This is a genomic window from Streptomyces barkulensis, from assembly GCF_002843305.1.
GTDB classification, from domain to species: Bacteria; Actinomycetota; Actinomycetes; order Streptomycetales; family Streptomycetaceae; genus Streptomyces; species Streptomyces barkulensis.
Genome location: NZ_PGSG01000071.1, coordinates 29,723 through 45,281, shown reverse-complemented (window position 1 = coordinate 45,281; position 15,559 = coordinate 29,723). Strand labels below are relative to the sequence as shown.

At 73.7% G+C, this 15,559-nt stretch carries 15 protein-coding genes; 4 read left to right on the top strand and 11 right to left on the bottom strand.

The window, feature by feature from the left end; translation table 11 throughout:
* Positions 1–25 precede the first annotated feature (25 nt).
* Positions 26–1,218 (bottom strand): IS3 family transposase gene (locus CUT83_RS13775; RefSeq protein ID WP_101253822.1). Its coding sequence is split into 2 segments (ribosomal slippage): positions 26–954 and positions 954–1,218, totalling 1,194 coding nucleotides; the frame shifts between segments, so codons are not numbered across the junction.
* A 395-nt stretch (positions 1,219–1,613) separates the two neighbouring features.
* Between CUT83_RS13775 and CUT83_RS13770 the strand changes: the two genes are divergently transcribed.
* Positions 1,614–2,156 (top strand): DapH/DapD/GlmU-related protein, encoded by a 543-nt coding sequence (locus tag CUT83_RS13770; RefSeq protein ID WP_101256125.1) that lies wholly within the window; start codon positions 1,614–1,616, stop codon positions 2,154–2,156.
* A gap of 60 nt (positions 2,157–2,216) precedes the next feature.
* On the opposite strand, the gene CUT83_RS13765 is transcribed toward CUT83_RS13770, so the two are convergent.
* From CUT83_RS13765 to CUT83_RS13750, 4 genes are all read right to left on the bottom strand, one after another.
* Complete coding sequence (locus CUT83_RS13765; protein WP_101256124.1) at positions 2,217–2,441, bottom strand: DUF397 domain-containing protein; 225 nt, start codon at positions 2,439–2,441, stop codon at positions 2,217–2,219.
* Positions 2,438–3,010 (bottom strand): phospholipase D-like domain-containing protein, encoded by a 573-nt coding sequence (locus CUT83_RS13760; protein ID WP_240957603.1) that lies wholly within the window; start codon positions 3,008–3,010, stop codon positions 2,438–2,440. Before CUT83_RS13760 ends, CUT83_RS13765 begins: the two co-directional genes overlap by 4 nt.
* Positions 3,011–3,096: 86 nt before the next feature.
* Complete coding sequence (locus tag CUT83_RS13755; RefSeq protein ID WP_101256123.1) at positions 3,097–3,309, bottom strand: DUF397 domain-containing protein; 213 nt, start codon at positions 3,307–3,309, stop codon at positions 3,097–3,099.
* Between the two features lie 5 nt (positions 3,310–3,314).
* Positions 3,315–4,178: a helix-turn-helix domain-containing protein gene (locus CUT83_RS13750; RefSeq protein ID WP_158239008.1), complete on the bottom strand. Its 864-nt coding sequence runs from the start codon at positions 4,176–4,178 to the stop codon at positions 3,315–3,317.
* A 244-nt stretch (positions 4,179–4,422) separates the two neighbouring features.
* Here CUT83_RS13750 and CUT83_RS13745 point away from each other — a divergent pair, with 244 nt between their 5' ends.
* From CUT83_RS13745 to CUT83_RS13735, 3 genes are read left to right on the top strand one after another with little or no spacing between them, the layout of a single operon-like run.
* A complete protein-coding gene (locus CUT83_RS13745; RefSeq protein ID WP_101256121.1) occupies positions 4,423–4,851 on the top strand; it encodes an ATP-binding protein in 429 nt (142 codons plus the stop codon).
* Complete coding sequence (locus CUT83_RS13740) at positions 4,848–5,219, top strand: hypothetical protein (protein WP_101256120.1); 372 nt, start codon at positions 4,848–4,850, stop codon at positions 5,217–5,219. Before CUT83_RS13745 ends, CUT83_RS13740 begins: the two co-directional genes overlap by 4 nt.
* Positions 5,219–5,461 (top strand): DUF7848 domain-containing protein, encoded by a 243-nt coding sequence (locus tag CUT83_RS13735; RefSeq protein WP_101256119.1) that lies wholly within the window; start codon positions 5,219–5,221, stop codon positions 5,459–5,461. The genes CUT83_RS13740 and CUT83_RS13735 overlap by 1 nt, the downstream gene beginning before the upstream one ends.
* A gap of 96 nt (positions 5,462–5,557) precedes the next feature.
* Here the strand turns inward: CUT83_RS13735 and CUT83_RS13730 are convergent, their stop codons facing one another.
* The 6 genes from CUT83_RS13730 to CUT83_RS13705 form a co-directional block, all read right to left on the bottom strand.
* Positions 5,558–6,961 carry a glutamine synthetase family protein gene (locus CUT83_RS13730; protein ID WP_240957602.1) on the bottom strand — a complete coding sequence of 468 codons (1,404 nt, stop codon included), beginning with the start codon at positions 6,959–6,961 and terminating at the stop codon, positions 5,558–5,560.
* Positions 6,958–8,805, bottom strand: coding sequence for an IucA/IucC family protein (locus CUT83_RS13725; RefSeq protein WP_101256118.1), 1,848 nt, complete (start codon positions 8,803–8,805; stop codon positions 6,958–6,960). Before CUT83_RS13725 ends, CUT83_RS13730 begins: the two co-directional genes overlap by 4 nt.
* Complete coding sequence (locus CUT83_RS13720) at positions 8,802–10,283, bottom strand: lysine N(6)-hydroxylase/L-ornithine N(5)-oxygenase family protein (protein WP_101256117.1); 1,482 nt, start codon at positions 10,281–10,283, stop codon at positions 8,802–8,804. The genes CUT83_RS13725 and CUT83_RS13720 overlap by 4 nt, the downstream gene beginning before the upstream one ends.
* Positions 10,280–12,133 (bottom strand): IucA/IucC family protein, encoded by a 1,854-nt coding sequence (locus CUT83_RS13715; RefSeq protein ID WP_101256116.1) that lies wholly within the window; start codon positions 12,131–12,133, stop codon positions 10,280–10,282. Before CUT83_RS13715 ends, CUT83_RS13720 begins: the two co-directional genes overlap by 4 nt.
* Positions 12,130–13,674, bottom strand: a complete 1,545-nt coding sequence (locus CUT83_RS13710) for a pyridoxal phosphate-dependent decarboxylase family protein (RefSeq protein ID WP_206282567.1) — start codon at positions 13,672–13,674, stop codon at positions 12,130–12,132. The genes CUT83_RS13715 and CUT83_RS13710 overlap by 4 nt, the downstream gene beginning before the upstream one ends.
* Before the next feature lie 374 nt (positions 13,675–14,048).
* Positions 14,049–15,362, bottom strand: a complete 1,314-nt coding sequence (locus CUT83_RS13705; RefSeq protein WP_206282566.1) for a type III PLP-dependent enzyme domain-containing protein — start codon at positions 15,360–15,362, stop codon at positions 14,049–14,051.
* Positions 15,363–15,559 lie beyond the last annotated feature (197 nt).

Genomic DNA, 15,559 nt, shown 5'->3' with positions numbered 1-15,559 from the left:
TTTCGTAGAGTCCGCGATCGTGTGATCAAGCGGTCTGCGGGACTTCCTCCAGGTACGCCCAGTACGTCTGCTCGTACTCGTCGGGCGGCACGTAGCCCAGGGCGGAGTGGAGTCGTTCACCGTTGTACCACGCGACCCACTGGAAGACGGCCCGCTCGACCTGGTCGAAGTCCCGCCATGGCCCCTGATGTTCGATCAGTTCGGCTTTGAACGTGCCGTTGAGGGCCTCGGCCATCGCGTTGTCATAACTGTCCGCGACGGACCCGACCGACGCCGAGGCACCGACCTCGGCGAGACGTTCCGTGTACCGAATGGATACGTACTGCGACCCGCGGTCGCTGTGATGGATGAGATCGGCGTCCTTCTTGATCCTCTGCCGCCACAGCGCCATCTCCAGTGCGTCCAGCGGCAGGTCCGTGCGCAGGTGCGTGGCGGCCTGCCAGCCCACGATCCGGCGTGAGTACGCGTCCAGGACGAACGCGACGTAGACCCACCCCGACCAGGTGCGGATGTAGGTCAGGTCCGCCAGCCACAGCTGGTTGGGCCGCTCGGCGGTGAAACGGCGGTTGACCAGGTCCGGCGGGCGCGGCGCGGCCGGCTCGGGGACCGTGGTGCGGCGGCGCTGCCCGCGGATGACGCCCTCGATGCCGAGCTCGCCCATCAGCCGCTCGACCGTGCAGCGGGCCACCGTGTGTCCGGCGCGGACCAGGGCGCGGGTGACGCGGCGTGCGCCGTAGGTGCGCCCGGAGTCCTCCCACGCGGCTGTGACCAGCGGGATCAGTTCTTCGTCGCGCAGGCGTCGGGCCGACTTCGGCCGCGTCTTGCGCGCGAAGTACGTCGACGGCGACACATCCAGCACCCGGCAGACGGGATCGACCCCGAGGCCCTTGTCGCGCAGGTGGTCGATCACCTGCTCGGCCTCGTCCGGGGACGGTCGATCTCCTGGGCAAAAAACACCGAGGCGGCCTTCAGGATCTCGTTGGCCCGCCTCAACTCGGCGTTCTCCTTGCGGAGTTCCTTCAACTCGTCGCGCTCGGCGGTCGTCAGCCGGTCGTCACGCTCGCCGGCGTCCGCCTCGGCCTGGCGGACCCAGGACCGCAGGGCTTCCTTGTGGATGCCGAGGTCGCGGGCGACGTGGGCCACAGGGCGGCCGGTCGCGCGGACCTCGCGCACCGCCCGCTCACGCAGCTCATCGGGGTACTTACGGGGTGCTGGCATTGCTCGTGGTTCTCCTTACGCCTGGAAGCGTAACCCAGGCTTGAGGGACTCCACGAAGATCAGTACAGCTCACAGCCCCGCCACACCGAGTGCGAACAGGACGAACGTCCCCCATCGAACGGCCATGGCCCAGAGCGTAGGGCACCGCCGCGTGCGGGCGCCGGGGCACGGACCCGGTCCGGTGCCGGAGCGCCGCGGCACGTGCGGCGGCGCCCGGACGCTCCGGCGGCGGGCACGGGTGCCGCATTCCGCCGGTCAGTAGGGTCACCGGCATGCGGGGGTGCGCGGGTGGTGCTGATCGGTGGGACGTCGAACGCCGGTAAGCCGACCGTGGCGCGAACCTTATTGATCACCCGGCGAATCCCGGCCGCCGTCACACCGGAAGGGACCGTGACATGTCCAGCGATCGTCTGATGCGCATCCACAGCGCCGAGTTCCAGGCCATGGCCGAGAGGGTCCTGCGGGTCACCGAACTCACCTCCCGCCTCAACGCCCTGCCTTTCGAGGACGAGGCCGGCAAGGCGAAACTGTTCGAGCGGATCCTCGGCAAGCCGCTGCCGCCGAGAGTCACGATCTACCCGCCCTTCTACACGGACCACGGCCTCAACCTCGACCTCGCCGAGCGCGTGTTCATCAACCAGAACTGCACGTTCCTGGACTACGCCGGCATCCGGCTCGGCGAGCGCGTGATGATCGGCCCGAAGGCCACGTTCATCACCAGCGGCCACCCGGTCGATCCCGGGGAGCGCAAGTTGTACCTCACCGGTGCGCCCATCGACGTCGCGGAGAACGTGTGGATCGGCGCCGGTGCCACGATCCTGCCCGGCGTCAGCATCGGCCGTGACGCCGTGGTCGCCGCCGGCGCGGTCGTGGCCGACGACGTTCCGCCGGCGAGCCTGGTGACCGGCGGCAAGGCGACCGTCCGCCGACGGTGGTGACGACTCCTCCGGGGCCGCGCGGAGCCTCCGACAGTGCTCTTTCCGGGGTTCGCTTGCCCTTTAGCCGGTGGGAGCCGTGCCCCGCGCCACCGCCGAGAGGAACGCCGCCCAGGCGGGGCGGGAGACGCGGGCCGGGGGGACGCCCAGGTTCTTGGAGTCGCGTACGGCGATACCGGCGGCGCCGGGTATCTCCGCCACCTCCACGCAGTTGCCGTCGCCGGCGGTGTGACTGGACTTCCGCCACTGCTCGATCGGCAGGTCGTGTCGAACGCTGCCCCCAGTCATCCGTTGATCAGAGCCCCTTCCTTCCACAGTGCCTCGACATGCGAGGCGAAACGGTCGAACATGCCGTCGTCCTGCAGCCGCCGCAGATGGAGCATGGGCGAGTCGTGACCGACCAGGTTGGACAGGTGGGGGGTGACGAGCATCTGGTCGTCGAATCGGAATACCGACAGGCTGATGTGGCCCTCGTGACGGCTGTAGCGGGCCTCGATGTTCTCGGTGTCCCCGAGCCGTTCCAAGTGCTCCAGTGTGATGCGGATGCGGGTGGAGACGGTCAGTGCGGTCTGTTCCACCGTCTCGCGGCGCCGAGTCGTCTCTGAGTCGGGCTCGCCCAGCAGGAACCGCACTGCGACACCGGCGCGGGCCTTCTTCCTGAGCACGGTGGCGAGGTTCGGGTGGTCGAGCCAGAGGAAGTAGTTGGTGTATCCGGCGAACGTCAGCTCCTCGCGGGCGTCCGTGATCAGCGAGCGCCAGACGGACGACGGGCAGGCCGAGCGGTACGGGTAGACCGAGACGACCTCGCGGTCGGGGCCGGTCTTCATGACGGCCTTCACGGCGTTGGGCCACAGCACGCTTTCCTCAACTCCCAGTCGGTCGGCGGTCTGTAGGACCTATGGCGTGCGGAGCTGTGGTGATCCCGCCAGGGCGATCCCGCCCTTCACGCGGTGGGAGGCGCGCTCTGTGCCACCGCCGAGAGGAACGCCGCCCAGGCGGGGCGGGAGACGCGGGCCGGGGGGACGCTCAGGTTCTTGGAGTCGCGTACGGCGATGCCGGCGGCGCCGGGTATCTCCGCCACCTCCACGCAGTTGCCACTCTGTGCGTTGGAGTAACTGGACTTCCGCCACCGCTCGATCGGCAGGTCATGTCGCATGGTGTTCAGCCTCTACTGTCGAACTCCGCTGCGAGGCCGGCGATCAGCTTCATCGAGTCGGGCGATGACAACGCCTGGGTGCGGAGGTGTTCCGCCGCCGTGCGGTAGGGCTCCAGGCCGGCCTCTTCCTCGATGAAGACCCTACTCTCCTTCTGCTCCAGGAAGCAGATGTCCATATCGGCCGGGGTCGGGTAGCTGAACAGCCGGAAGCTGCCGTCCGCCCCCGCGTGTGCTCCTGCGCTGTACGGGATGACCTGGATCGACAGATGCGGTGGGTTGTTGATGGCGATGAGTTTCCGCAGTTGGTCGGCCATCACCTCCGGTGTTCCCACCTGGCGGTGCAACACCGCCTCGTCGAGTACGCAGATGATGCGGGGCGCGTCGTCACGCTCGATGAGCTTCTGCCGTTCCAGGCGGATCTGGACGGCCTGCTCGACGGGCACGCTGTGCGGCGGTGGGAAACCGCTGATGATGGCCTGTGCGTACTCCTCGGTCTGGAACAGACCGGGGATGACGATGGCCTCGTACTCGAAGATCTGCGACGCGGTGGACTCCAACTCGATCAGCTCCTGGAGTTTCGGTGCCAGGATGTCGCTGCGCTGCTGCCACCAACCGCGTTGGCGGCTGGTGCGGTTGAGTTCCACCAGGCCGGACCGGAACCGCTCGTCGGCGACTCCGTAGAGGTCGAGCAGCGCGGTCAACTCCAGCCGGTTCAGGCCGGTCTTGCCTGCTTCGACCCGGCTGATCTTGGTGTCGCTGCCGTCGATGGCCTCCGCTGCGGCGTTCTGCGAGACGCGCGCTTGCTCCCGCAGACGGCGCAGTTCCATGCCCAGGCGCATCCGGCGGACCGTCGTGACCGGCCGTCCCACAAGCATCTCCCTGTCTCGGATGAAGTCGGGCTCAGTGTGCCGCACTCCTTCGCTTCGCGGAGCGAAAGAGAAATAGAACGACGGTTCGCAGGGTGAATAAGTGAAAACTTGCGAATGACTGGCTTGCGGTTGAGCGAGATGGTGGATCACTCTGGATTCCACGACGTTCCGTAACCGATATGCGACGGATCGTTCGAACCGCGTGCCGGAACAGGCACGTTCCTTCTGCCACTGGAGGCTCCCCATGGCCATCCCCGCACGAGTCGCTGAGGAACGGCACAGCTTCGCCTGGGAGATAACCGTCGAGGCGCGGGAGATCGAGGTGTGGCGGCGCGAGGTCGCGGCGGCGGTGCGGGCGATGGGCGGGGACCGGGCGGCGGTGGAGACGGCGCGGCTGGGGATCTCGGAGCTGCTGTCGAACGTGTGCCGGCACGTGGCCGACCGGCGGTGCAGGCTGGAGGTGCGGCAGGGGCGGGGCACGGCCCTGGTCCGGCTGTACGACCGCTCCCGCCGGGCCCCCGCCGTACAGGTGCCGGACTGGGACGCCGAACGCGGACGCGGGCTGTGGCTGCTGCGGGAGACGGCCGACGCCATCGGCTACACCTGCGTGCCCGGCGGCAAGTGGGTGTGGTTCACCGTGCTGCTCGGCTCACCTGCGGGGGAGGGCGGATGAGCGGCCGGTGGCCCGCCGCGTACCGGGCCGAGGCCGTCGCCTACCTGCACACACCCCGGCCGCACATGTTCCACCTCGGGGACTGCTTCTCGGCGCACGCCGGGGAGGTCCAGTGGTGGGCGGGGGAGCGCGCGGTGCGGATCGCGGCGAGTCTGGGCCCCGACGACCCCGGGGCCACCGCCCGGTTCCTGGCCTGGGGGCACGAGGTGGCGGCCGACCGCACCCACCGGCTGCTGCGCGCCGGACGGGCGGTGGTCTACAGCCACACGGGCGCCGAGTGCCTGTGGGAGATCTCCCTGCGGCCCGTGCCGCAGAACCCCGTGCCGGGGCGAGGGCCGGGACAGGGGCCGGGAGGCGGCGTCCCGTGATGTTCCGCCGCCTGCGCGCCGAGCCGGACACGGCAGGCTGGACCGGCGAACCGGACACCGCGCCCGACGCGCCCCCGGCCACGTACCGCATGAGCTGCGACGTGTGCGGCGCCGCGTCGCACACCGGCGTGGAGTTCGGCACCGTCATGGACTGGCAGCTCCGCCACGCCGCCCGCCACCCCGCCCACCGCGCCTACACCCGGACCGTCACCCGCCCCTGGCGGGCCCGGCTCCGGTCGTGAGCTACCGGCTGACGTGTTCGGCGCGGAGGACGCGGCGCGCCTCGGCGAGGGAGTAGGTGGCGGTCATGCCTCCAGTGTGCGGACGCACAGGCCGGCTCACAGCCGCTCGAAGCCGCGGACGCGCTCCCAGTCGGTGACCGCGCGTTCGAAGGCGGAGAGTTCGGCGCGGGCGGCCCGCGCGTAGTGGGCGACGGTCTCCTTGCCGAAGAGTCCGGCCGCGATGCCGCTGTTCTCCCAGCGGTGCAGGGCCTCGGTGAGGGTGGCGGGCAGACGGGGGACGGACGGGTCGGCCAGGGCGTTGGCGGTGTGCTCCGGCGGCAGGGGGAGGCGGTTGTCGATGCCGTACAGCCCGGCGGCGACGGCGGCGGCGACGGCCAGGTACGGGTTGGCGTCGCCGCCGGGGACGCGGTGCTCGATGCGCAGGGAGGGCCCCGAGCCCACCACCCGTATCGGGCAGGTGCGGTTGTCGCGGCCCCAGGCGACGCCCGTCGGGGCGAACGCGCCGGGCTGGAGGCGCTTGTAGGAGTTGACGTTGGGCGCCATCAGCAGGGCCAGGTCGGGCAGGCAGGCGAGCTGCCCGGCGACGAAGTGCCGCATCAGCTCCGACATGCCGTCGCCGGCGGACGGGTCGGCCAGCACGGGTGTGCCGTCGGCGCCGCGCAGGGAGAGGTGGACGTGGCAGGAGTTGCCCTCGCCCTCGTCGAACTTCGGCATGAAGGTGAGCGAGGCGCCCTCGGCGGCGGCCATCCGCTTGGCGCCGTCCTTGAACAGGACGTGGTTGTCGCAGGTGGCCATCGCCTCGTCGTAGCGGAAGACGATCTCGTACTGGCCCGGGTGGCACTCCCCGCGCGCGGTCTCCATCCGCAGCCCGGCGCGCGTCATCGCGCGGCGGATGCGGCGGGCGACCGGCTCGACCTCCTCCAGGCCCTGGAGGGAGTAGTCGGTGTTGTAGCGGGCGGCGGGGCGCAGGCCGGTGTAGCGGCGCTCCCAGGCCTGGCGGTAGGAGGCGGTGAAGACGAGGAACTCCAGCTCGGTGCCGGCGTACGCGGTCAGGCCGCGGGCGGCCAGCCGGTCGAGCTGGGTGCGCAGGACGTGGCGGGGGGCGACGGCGACGGGCTCGGGGTCGAGGCCGGGATCGTGCTCGGGGCCGTGTTCGCCGCCGGGGCCGCCGGGCCACACCGCGTCGGCCAGTACGAGGGCGGTGCCCTCGTCCCAGGGCAGGACGGTGCGCAGGGTGGCCGGGTCGGGGCGCAGGACGAAGTCGCCGAAGCCGCTGTCCCAGGCGTCGATGGCGTAGCCGGAGCCGGTGTCCATCTCCACGTCGGTGGCGAGCAGGTAGGCGCAGGCGCCGAAACCGCCGTGGGCGACCTCCTGGAGGAAGTAGGGCACGGACAGGCGGCTGCCCATCAGCCGCCCCTGGAGGTCGGGTACGGCGACGACCACCTCCTCCACGCGCCCCGCCTCGGCCTCGGCGCGCAGCCGCTCGTACGGGTCGGTCACCTGGACTCCTCGGTGGGTGCGGTGAGGGGCTTCGCGTCGGCCAGGGGGTTGGGGACGGTGCCGTGGACGACGTCGAAGCCCTCGTCGCGTTCGGCGCGGTCGTGGAAGCCGCCGCCCAGCAACTGCTCGCGGTTGAGGGCGACCCGGTCGAAGGACGGCGTGAGCAGGTCGAACTCCTCGAACCGGTCGGCGAGTTCGGGGAAGCGGGCGTGGTAGCGGACGGTCTCGGTACGCACCAGGGACCAGAAGTCCGCCTCGGGTACGCCCAGATGCTCCTCCACCAGGGGCGCCAGGAAGCGGAAGTGGCCCGCGAAGACGGCGCTCAGCAGCGAGTGCGCCAGCTCGTGCGCCGGCCAGCGCAGCAGTACGGCGTCGGCGCGCGGCGGCAGCCCGGCGTACTCGGGGCGGCGGCCGGGGAGCAGGTTGACGTCCTCGGCGAAGTCCTTGAGCGCGATGCCGACGGGCACCTCGCGGGCGTCGTGGAGGAGCACGGTGTTCTCGCCGTGCGGGCAGAAGGCGATGCCGTGGCGGTACAGGCAGTGCAGCAGTCCCGGCAGCAGGGCGGCCAGGAAGCGGGCCAGCCAGGCGCGCGGGGGCAGGCCGGAACGTTCCACCAGTTCGGCGACCAGCGCCCTGCCGTCCGAGCCGGTTTTGAGCAGGGCGGCCATCGTGCGGGCCTTCTCGCCGTCGCGCAGCAGGGCGGTCACCGGTTCGCGCCACACCGCGCCCAGCAGCTCGTGGTAGCGGTAGGGGGCGTCGGTCACCGACTCGTACAGCGGGTGGTGCACGGCGACGGAGGCCACCTCGCCCAGGGGGTGGAAGCGCAGCTCGTCGCGGAGGTAGGGGTCGCCCTCGCGTACCGCGTGCAGCCAGGCGCTGATGTCGGGCGCGGCCTCGGTCGGTTCGGTGGACAGCCCGCGCCACACCAGGGTGTTGCGGATGAGCAGGGGCACCTTGACGTTGCGGCGGCCGGGGCGGTCGAGGTTGGCGAGGGTGCGGATCGACTGCAGGGGCCGGTAGCGGTCCGGGCCCTCGCCGAGGGGGACGATCCGGCCGTCGGCGAGGTAGGGGGCGAAGAGGGGGGCCACGGCCTCGTCCCAGTGGAAGGGGTGGACCGGCAGCCAGACGAAGTCACCCGGGGAGTAAGGGCCTTGGGCGCAGGCCTCGGCGAGGGCGGCGGCGAAACGTTCGCGCACGGCCGCGTCCAGCTCCTGCTCCAGCAGCGCGTCCGCGTCCAGGCCCGGTGTGCCCGGATACCCCGAATACGAGGCCAGGGTGGTGTGCACGGCCGCCCAGCGCAGCCGCACCTCGCCGGCCGCCTCGGGGGCGTAGGCGGCGGCGTCGGAGGCGGAGAAGCCCAGGCGGCCCTTGTTGAGCAGCATGCAGGGGTGGCCGTCCTGGTGGGATTCCAGCTCCAGGTGGTCCAGGCCGGCCAGCTCGGCGGCGGGCAGGTCGCGGGATATGACGTGGGCCTCGGCGAGGCGGGTCGCGGTCAGCTCGCGCAGCACCTCGGCGGTGGTGGGGCCGTCCCAGCCCAGCACTTCGCGGGCGTCGAGCAGCAGCCGCTCCGGCCCCGCATCCTCCACCACCCCCTCTCCCGTGCCGCCGCCGGGCGCGGGCCGGCGGCGCAGGGTGCCGGGGACCAGGCGCCAGGAGCCGAAGGAGCCGCGGGCGGCGCGGAACGTCCAGGACACCCCGCCGCCCAGGTCCAGCCGGTACGTGTCGGGGGAGGCGGCGGGATCGGGTGTGGGGACGAGCAGCTCCTCGTAGGCGAACTCCTCGACGGCCCTGGTCAGGAGTCTGCGCCCGGCCTCCCGCCAGGCGTCGCGGGGGACGGCGCTCACCGGGCCGCCTCCCCGGCGCGCGCCCCGGACTCGCGCGCCCCGGACTCGCGCGCCCCGGCACCGGCCTCGGTCCCGGGTTCGCCCTCGGCCTCGGGCGCCCCGGCCCCGGGTGCGCCGAAGGTCGTCCAGGCCGCCCGGTCGGGCACGGGCAGTACGGTGCGCCCGGCGGCGGAGTTGAGGATCACCGCCGCCCGCCAGGCGCCGAGGGTGAGGTCGGGCGCGCCCACGCCGTGGGTGTGCATCTCGGCGTTCTGCACGTACAGCGCGCCGGTGACGCTCTCGTCGAGCGCGACGCGGTAGTCGCCGCCGACGCGGTAGCGGCCGCGCGCGTCCCAGTCGACGAGCTTGTCCAGCGGGTCCAGGCAGGCCGGGCGCACGGCGGCGTAGCCGGTGGCCGCGACGACCGCCGAGGTGCGCACCTCGAACTCCGTGCCCTGCCCGGTGTGGCGGCAGCCCAGCACGTAGCCGCGCCCCCCGGAGTCCTCCACGGGGCGCACGGCGGTGATCTCCACGCCCGGGTGGAGGCCGGCGCGCGGCCGGCCGCCGCCGATGGTCCGCTCGTACAGCTCGTCGTGGATCTCGCCGAGGGTCTGCTCGCTGACACCCTTGTAGAGCTGCCACTGCTCGCGCACCAGCCGGTCGCGGACGGACTCGGGCAGAGCGCGGAAGTAGCGCACGTAGTCCGGGGTGAAGTGCTCCAGGCCGATCTTGGAGTACTCCATGGGCGCGAACGCCGGGGTGCGCGCCAGCCAGCGCACGTACGGGCCGCCGCGCCCCTCGCCGTCCTGGTGCCGCAGCAGGTCGAGCACGACCTCGGCGCCGGACTGCCCCGCCCCGACCACCGTCACGTCGTCCCTCCCGGCGAGGGCGGCGCGGTGGGTGCGGTAGTCGGCGCTGTGCAGTACGCGCCCGGCGTGCGCGGGCGTGAGCAGGGGGCGCAGCGGCTCGGGCACGACCGGGGTGGTGCCGACGCCGAGCACGACCCGCCGGGCCAGTACGCGCTCCTCCCGGCCGCCGTCCCGGTCCCCGCCGGAAGGCGCTCCGGAGGGCCGGTGGGTGACGGCGAACGCCTCGGCCGAGGCGTCCCACTCCACCGCCGTCACCTCCGCGCCGAAGCGGCACGAGGGCAGGCGCTCGGCGACCCAGCGGCAGTAGTGGTCGTACTCGCGGCGCGGGATGTGGAAGCGCTCGGAGAAGAAGAACGGGAACAGCCGCCCGTGCTCGCGCAGGTAGTTCAGGTACGACCAGCGGCTGGTGGGGTCGGCCATCGTCACCAGGTCGGCCATGAAGGGCACCTGCAGGACGGTGCCCTCCAGCAGCAGGCCGGGGTGCCAGGAGAAGGCGGGACGGCGGTCCAGGAAGAGGGTGTCCAGCCCCGGCACGCCGTCGCAGAGCGCGGCCAGGGAGAGGTTGAACGGGCCGATGCCGACGCCGACGAGGTCGTGCACGCCGTGCGGCGGGGTGGAGTGGTCGGTCAACGCTGTGCCTCCGCGAGGGGGTTGGGAAGGTCGGTGTAGACGGACTGGGTGTGGACGTCGCCGACCAGTTCGTCGAGCCCGTCCACGCAGGTCAGGAAGTTGGCCTTGCAGCGCAGCGTGGGCGCGTCCAGCAGCAGCTCCAGCAGGTCCTTGGCGCCGGGTTCGGCGGCGCGCAGCCGCTCCAGCGCGCCGCGCAGCACGCCCAGCAGGCGCTCCTCGCGGGCCAGGCCGAACGAGCCGAACGCGCCCACCAGGCCCAGCAGGTTGCTGATCCCCAGGTAGTAGGCGACGCGCTCGTCGACGAAGGAGTCCTCGAAGACCAGCTCCACCCCCTCGTACAGGCCCGGCACCAGCCGCTCCAGCGAGGCGGCGCGGGAGGCGGAGACGTAGTAGCCCTGGCTGTCGCGGTAGCGGCCCGCCACCGGCAGCCCGTCGGCGTCCAGTGCCACCAGGGTGTTCTGGTGGTGCGGCTCCAGGGCGATCCCGTGGTGGGCGTGGAGGCGGATCAGGGGGACGGCCAGCACCTCCAGGTAGCGCAGCAGCCAGTGCTCCGAGGCCTCGGCGGCGGAGACGCCGTGGGCGCGGGCGGTGCGCGCCACCGCCTCGCACAGCGCGGCGCGGTACGGCGGCGGGGAGCCGTCGCCGGGGCCGGTGCGCTCGGCCAGCAGACCGGCCACGCACAGCGCCTCGCCGGTTCCGCCGCTCCCCGTTCCGCTCCCGCCGCGGAAGGGGTTGTCGCGTATCGCCGTCTCCAGCCCCGTCTCCAGCCCCGTCTCCGGGTCACCCTCGCCGCGGCCCACCGACACCCAGGCGAAGTCGCGCAGGATGCCGAACTCCGGGTGCTCGGCGCGCAGCCACCCGCCCGGCCCGGGGCGGTCCGGTGATCCGGCGGCCAGCAGCCGCGTGGCCCGCACCCCCAGCCGCAGCTCGCCGCGGAGGTTGTTGCGGCGGGAGTTGGTGATCCGCATGCCGAGCGACAGCTTCAGCATCGCCTCCGCGTCCGGCCGGTGCACCGTCCGCAGCGAGGAGGTGGGATACCAGGCGGGACCGGCCGGCCCCAGCGGGCGCAGCAGCCCGGCCTCCAGCAGCGCGGCGGTCTCCGGGCGGCGTACGGCCTCGCGGGCCTGCCAGGGGTGGGCGGGCACCGGCACCATGCCGGCGGGCACCTCCACATCCGCCGCCAGGGACCGCAGCAGCTCGGGGACAGGGCGGCCGTCCGCGCTCTCGCCGACCACCGCGTCCGGGTGCGCGGCGAACCAGTGCAGTGGGAAGGAGCCGCGCAACTCCGGGGAATACGAATCCAGTTCGGCGTCCGACGCCTCCCCCCGGCTCTTGGGCGCGGGGTGGAGGGGGTGGCCCAGCAGCAGCGCCTGCTCGGCGTCCAGGAACGGTGTCGGGCCGGCCGTGCCCGGGGGCTCCGCGCGGCGCCGGGCCAGGTGGACGGCGGTACGGCGGGCCGAGTCCAGCACCCGGGCCACCGCGTCGCCTCCGTCGAGGAGGGAGCGGCCGCGCCGCAGCGTGTGCTCCCGGACCAGCCCCGCCGCCGCCAGCGCGATGTCCGCCGGCAGGCTGCCGCCCCGCTCGGAGGTGACCACGCGCACCTCGCCGAAGCGGTGCCAGCCGGTCGCGGACCGGTACCGCACCGGGACGCGCAGCGTCATCCTGCTCAGCGGCAGCACCAGGTGCAGCGACTGCCCGGCGGCCGGTACCTCGGTGCCGGTCTCGCGGACGTACGCGCGCAGCAGCCGCTCGGCCGCGGCGGTGGCGGCGGCGCGCTGCGGGTCGGGGTGGTCGAGCGGGTCGGGGCCGCCGTGCGCGGACGGGTTTGCGCCCAGTGGGTCCGGGGTCACCCGCGGTCCTCCCCGGCCCGGCTCCTGGCCCGCTCATCGGCCCGCTCATCGGCCCGCTCCTCAGCCAGGCCCGCCTCGGCGACCGTGTCCAGCAGCCGTTCGACGTCGGAGGGTGTCGCGTGCGGGTTGAGCAGGGTGAGCTTCAGCCGCACCCGGCCCGGCCCCTCGCCCGGCAGCTCGGTGCGGCCGACGACCGCGCGGCCCTCGCGCAGCAGCCTGCGCCGCAGGGCGGCGTTGATCCGGTCCGCCCGCCCGGGATCGCTGTGCCCGGGATCGCTGTGCCCGCGCGGCACGTAGCGGAAGAGGAACGCCGTCAGCACCGGATCGGCGTGCAGCTCCAGCCGGGGGTGGGCGCGCACCGCCGCCGCCCCGGCCAGCGCGAGGTCGTGGCAGGCGTCCACCAGCCGTCCCAGGCCCTCGCGGCCCAGGGTGCGCAGGGTGACGGCGATGGAGAAGCCGTCCGCGCGGCGGGTGGTGCGCAGCGACAGGCCGAGCAGGCTGGGATAGCCGGCCTCCTCGTCGTCGCGCGGGTTGAGGTAGGCCGCGTGGCGGGCGAGCGAGGCGTACGTCTGCGCGCGACGGACGAGGAAGACGCCCGCCGCGACCGGCTGCCAGCCCAGCTTGTGCCAGTCCAGGGAGACCGAGTCGGCCAGCTCGACGCCGTCCAGCAGCGGGGCCAGGCGGTCCGACAGCAGCGCGCCGCCGCCGTAGGCCGCGTCCACGTGGAACCAGGCGCCGTACTCGGCGGCCAGGCGCGCGCACTCGGGCAGCGGGTCGACCGTGCCGGTGTCGGTCGTCCCGGCGGTGGCGACGACGGCCACGGGCAGCTCGCCGGCGTCCGCGCACCGCTCCAGGGCGCCGGCCAGCGCGCCGGGGTCCATGCGCTGGGCGTGGTCGATGCCGACGGGCACCACCGACTCCTCGCCCAGACCCAGCAGGGCGGCGGCGCGCTGTACGGAGAAGTGCGCGGCGGCGGAGGTGAACACGCGGGGGCGCGGGCCGGTGCGCGGCACGCCCTCCAGCTCGACCTGCCGCTCCGACGCGCGCCCCATCACCCGGTCGCGGGCCAGCATCAGGCCCATCAGGTTGGACTCGGTGCCGCCGGAGGTCAGCACCCCGGCGGCCTCCTCGCCGTACCCCACCAGCCCGGCCAGCTCCGCCAGCAGCAGCGTCTCCAGGGTGGTGGCGGCCGGCGCCTGGTCCCAGGAGTCCTGCGAGGGATTGAGAGCGGAGACGGCCAGATCGGCGGCGACGGCGACGGCCAGCGGCGGGCAGTGCAGATGGGCCGCGCACAGCGGGTCGGCCGGATCGGCGCTGCCGTACGCCAGCAGCGAGGTCAGCCGGGGCAGGGCCGCCGCGCCGCGGGCCGCCGCGTACTCCCCGGCGACGCGCGCGGCCAGCTCGCCGGGTTCGAGCGCCGGTACGGGGCCGCCGCGCAGGGCCGCCCCCTCCTCCAGCGCCGCGAGCGCGGCGCGCAGCAGCGGCTCCAGGGCGCCGGGGCCGTCCACGGAGCCGGACAGGGCGGTGCCGGGCGGCGGGATGGTGGTGTGCGGCTCCGTGGTGGGAGGTTCCGTACCGGAGGGGGCGGCGGACGCCGGCAGCCCGTCGACGAGGGCGCGCAGCGCCTCGGCCCGGCCGCCGCCGTCCCGGGCGCCCGGGACGGCGGCGACGCCCGGCGCCGGGGAGCCCGCCTCCGCCGCGCGGACGCGGCCCGTCACGCCGCCCGCCCGGTGGGCGCGGCAGCGGGGCCGGTGGCAGCGGGGCCGGTGGCCTCGGCGGCGGCCGGTGTCGGAGGTGCGGTGGGCACGGTCATGGCGTTCTCGCTCCGTTACTCCGTCGCTCCGTCGGGGTCGCTCCGTCGGGAGGAAGGCGTCGGCGGTACGGCCAGGCGGCCGTCTCCGGGGGCGGTCGGTGGTCACAGCAGGTGGCGTTCCGCGACGGGGTGGCCGAGGAAGCCGTGCATCGCGAACTCCCAGCCGTAGGAGCCCGCATAGGGGAAAACGACCAGATCCCCCGCTCGGACTCGGTCCACCCGGACATCGCGCAGCAGGGTGTCCTCCGGGGTGCACAGCTCGCCGACGACGGTGACGCGCTCACCGGCCGCCTCCGGGCGCGGCAGGCCGCCGGGCCAGCGGTCGACGGGCAGGACGGCGATGTTGTGCACCAGGTCCCAGGAGGTGGGGAGCTGGAAGTGGTTGATGCCGCCGCGCAGCACGGCGAAGGCGGTGCCGTAGCTGTGCTTGACGTCGGTGACCTCGGCCGCGTACCAGCCGCAGTCGGCCACCAGGAAGCGGCCCGGCTCCAGGACCACCCGCACCCCCGGCGGCGGCTCGCACTCCGCGACCAGCTCGCCGAAGCGGGAGACGTCGAAGGGCCGCTCGCCCGCGAGCTCCTCGAAGGCCACGCCTATGCCGCCGCCGACGTCGACCATGCGCAGGTCCACGCCGTGACTTCGGGCGGTCGCCGCGCTCCACTCCACGCACCGGCGCAGGTGGGCGGCCTGGGAATCGGCGTCGAGGTTGTTGGAGGCGGCGTGGATGTGGAAGCCGGTGACGTCCAGGCCCGGCAGCCGCAGCGCCTGCTCCAGCACCCCGGGCACGTCGGGCTCGGGCACCCCGAACTGCGACGGCCGCCCGCCCATGCGCAGCGACCCCGAGGCCGGCCCGGTGGTGGTACCGGCAGTGGGGGCGTCGGCGGGGTTGACGCGCAGCGCCACCCGGGCGGTGGTGCCCTCGGCGACGGCGATACGGCTGACGCGGTGCAGCTCCAGCAGGCTCTCGGCGTTGATCGCCTCGACCCCGGCGCGCACCAGGGAGGCCAGCACGGGCACGGACTTGGCGGGTCCGGCGGCGACGACGGGGACCGGGGAGGCGGGGGAGGCGGGGGAGCCCGGCGCGCCTCCCGGACCGTTCCGCTCCCGCAGGGCGGCCAGGGCCAGCTCCAGCTCGGTGCGGGAGGCGACCTCGAAGCCGTCCACGTAGGGGGCCAGCGCCCGTACGACGCCGGGGAAGGAATTGGCCTTCACCGCGTAGTGGACGGCCGCCCACCCCGGCAGCGCGGCGCGCAGCTCGCGGGCGCGCGCGGCGGCGGCCTCCCCGTCGTAGAGGTAGGCGGAGACGGGCACCTCGCCCTCCGCCAGTTCCAGCAGGCGCCGGCGGACCGGCTCGGGCAGGATCTCGGCGGGGTAGGCGGAACGCGGGGCGGCGGAGGGCGGGAGAACGATGGACACGGGCTCTACCTCGCTGGTGCGGCACGGTCGGGGAGGCGGTGCGGTCGGGGAGGGCGGTGCGGTCGTCCGGTGCGCGGCGTCAGCCGCCGTCGGAAGCGCTCACGTCCCCTCCCTCCGGGTGTGTGCCCGGGCCGCCTGAACGGCCGTCAAATTAGGCGAGGCTAACCTAACGACTTCTCTCTCCTCGGCCAAGAGCG